This window comes from uncultured Streptococcus sp. (assembly GCF_915066115.1).
Taxonomy (GTDB): Bacteria; Bacillota; Bacilli; order Lactobacillales; family Streptococcaceae; genus Streptococcus.
On the sequence record NZ_CAJZDT010000187.1, the window covers coordinates 1 to 2,620 of the forward strand.

The 2,620-nt window shown below is 38.3% G+C and carries 2 protein-coding genes, 1 tRNA gene and 1 pseudogene; all 4 read right to left on the reverse strand.

Annotated elements, in window-relative coordinates:
- Window positions 1-125, reverse strand: a pseudogene (locus tag QZ565_RS09260) (DNA mismatch repair protein MutT); the annotation flags it as partial.
- 59 nt (window positions 126-184) lie between these two features.
- Window positions 185-256: transfer RNA gene (locus QZ565_RS09265), tRNA-Arg, on the reverse strand.
- Window positions 257-322: 66 nt separating this feature from the next.
- The gene (locus QZ565_RS09270; protein ID WP_033688898.1) at window positions 323-1,309 is read right to left on the reverse strand and encodes a GMP reductase; all 987 of its coding nucleotides are present in this window, start codon (window positions 1,307-1,309) and stop codon (window positions 323-325) included.
- A gap of 173 nt (window positions 1,310-1,482) precedes the next feature.
- Window positions 1,483-2,620, reverse strand: a 1,138-nt coding sequence (locus QZ565_RS09275; protein WP_295528591.1) for a 3-isopropylmalate dehydrogenase, incomplete at its 5' end; no start/stop codon positions are given.

Below are 2,620 nucleotides of genomic sequence, written 5' to 3' on the forward strand. Positions count from 1 at the left end.
CCACCAGGAATATCCCAATAAGATGGATAGACATTAGGACGACCTCGCTTTATTTTCGAGCGTTTGATAAGCAAATACTTCCCGTCTTTCTCGATCAAGGTATGGGCGATTAATTTTACTGTCATTGCATTTTCCTCCAAAAAAAAGAGCAAAAAAAGACTCCGAGGAGCCCAATTTTAAGTCATCCACCCTGAGAGAATCGAACTCCCATCTCAAGAACCGGAATCTTACGTGATATCCATTACACTAAGGGTGGAAACTTGTTTTATTATAACAGAAATTTGCTCTAATAACAAGTTTTTTTCTGGCCATATAGCCTGTCTTAGTGGGAAGCATCCCCATTCCAGATTGAGTTTTTCACGATAACATAATCAACGTGTTTAAGGTCAGCAACCTGACGTCCACCTGCATAAGAAATAGCACTTTGAAGGTCTTGTTCCATCTCAGTTAAAGTGTCTTGCAGATGACCTTTGGCAGGAAGCAAGATACGTTTGCCCTCCACGTTTTTATAAGCACCTTTTTGGTATTGAGAAGCTGAACCGTAGTATTCTTTGAACTGTTCACCATCGACTTCAATCGTTTTCCCTGGACTTTCGATGTGTCCTGCAAAGAGAGAACCAATCATGACCATGCTGGCACCGAAACGGATAGACTTGGCAATATCACCATGAGTACGAATTCCTCCATCAGCAATAATCGGTTTACGAGCAGCCTTTGCACACCAACGGAGAGCAGCCAACTGCCAACCACCTGTACCAAAACCAGTCTTGACCTTGGTGATACAAACCTTACCAGGACCGATTCCAACCTTAGTAGCATCCGCACCCGCATTTTCCAATTCACGTACAGCTTCTGGTGTTCCCACATTTCCAGCAATAACAAAAGTATCTGGCAATTCTTTCTTGATGTGTTGAATCATAGAAATCACGCTATCTGCATGACCATGAGCAATGTCAATCGTGATGTATTCTGGAGCATCAGCCTTGAGCTGGCTAACAAAATCATACTCATAGTCCTTAACACCGACAGATATAGAAGCAATGAGACCTTGCTCGTGCATGCGTTTAATAAAAGGAATGCGTCCTTCCTCATCAAAACGGTGCATAATGTAGAAGTAGCCCCCTTTAGCTAGTTGCTCTGCTACATTTTCATCCAAAATCGTCTGCATATTTGCTGGTACAACAGGTAGTTTAAAGGTATGATTTCCTAGAGTGACACTTGTATCCGCTTCTGCACGGCTTTTAATCACACATTTATTTGGAATCAATTGAATATCTTCGTAATCAAAAATTGGAAATTCATTTAACATATCGATGTCTCGTTTCTTTTGTAATGACCTACCTATGCTTTCGCATCACTACGTCTTTTCCGACGTTTCCTTAATTTATTATAAACTAAAGTACAGTTTCTGTCAAATAATTTCACAAATTAAAATATATTGTTCGGTTTTTATTGTGTAAATAATAAAAGAAAGAGGAGAGATTATTTTCTCCCCACTTCGTTAGCAATATTCCTTTTAAATATTTCTTCGGAGTTTTCCAGCATTTCACAAAATTCACTATAAGATGAAGACTCCTGAGGAATTTGGATAGACCATTTCTTCAACAAAGCTCCATAACCTGCTAGCTTTCCTATCTCATTATCAACAACCTTGTCCTTGCTCGGAAAAACAAGACCAGCCTTCTCAGCTTTCAAAATATAAGAATAGGAAATCAGCTGGAATAAATCCTCACGGTTGATTCCTTTTTCAGTGAACTCCAGTTCTTTATATTTAGCATCTAAAACTATTTTTAACTCTTTATGATAAAAATCTGGATATACTTTTCTTTCTTGACTAGAAAATACTGAAATTCCGTCCGTCTTATCTTTATTTCGTGGATGGATGAACTCTTTTGGCAACAAGGTATGGACATACTCTTCCCAAAGCCAGGCAACATCAAAAAGAATACCATGAATTTTTTGATCTTGATATCCTAAACCGTGCTTTTCTTGGTTTAGGATCATCAGACAAAGTTCTTGTAACTTTCTGTACTCGTGAAAGTATGCATGACGTATCGGTTTAGATTGATTTACCCTAATAATCTTAGCACGATCAGCTAGTTTATAAGAGGGCGTTACACGCACGATTTCAGCTACGTTTTCACGACTAGTTGAGAGATTATCTAGTACCCCTTGACCAATGCTTTTCTGGTTCTTAATGTATTCAATAGTGTGACGGACCAACTGCATGAGGGGATTATCATAGGTGAACTCTCTCGTTGTGTAGGCAATATTTCCCGTGAAAGGAAGATTTTTCTTGAGATGATTTCTTACATCAATCACTCCCTTAACATGACTGTCATTATGAGAAAATCTCTGGTATTCCTTATAAAGACCTTTTCGAATAGCAGCTTGAAGATACTTGGGGAAGAGATAGATCAAAAGTTGATATAGCTTATCTTCACGCGACAAAGCTACATCTAAACTAGTAAGATTGATATGAAGAACCTTTTGTAAAAGATAATGCAAAAAATGATCATTGCTCTTATCAGAAAAGCGAGAAGATATCGTTAATCTTTCCTGACCATAGCCCAGAAAACCAATTACATTTCCTGTCTTAATTTCCTGATTGACCGTTTCA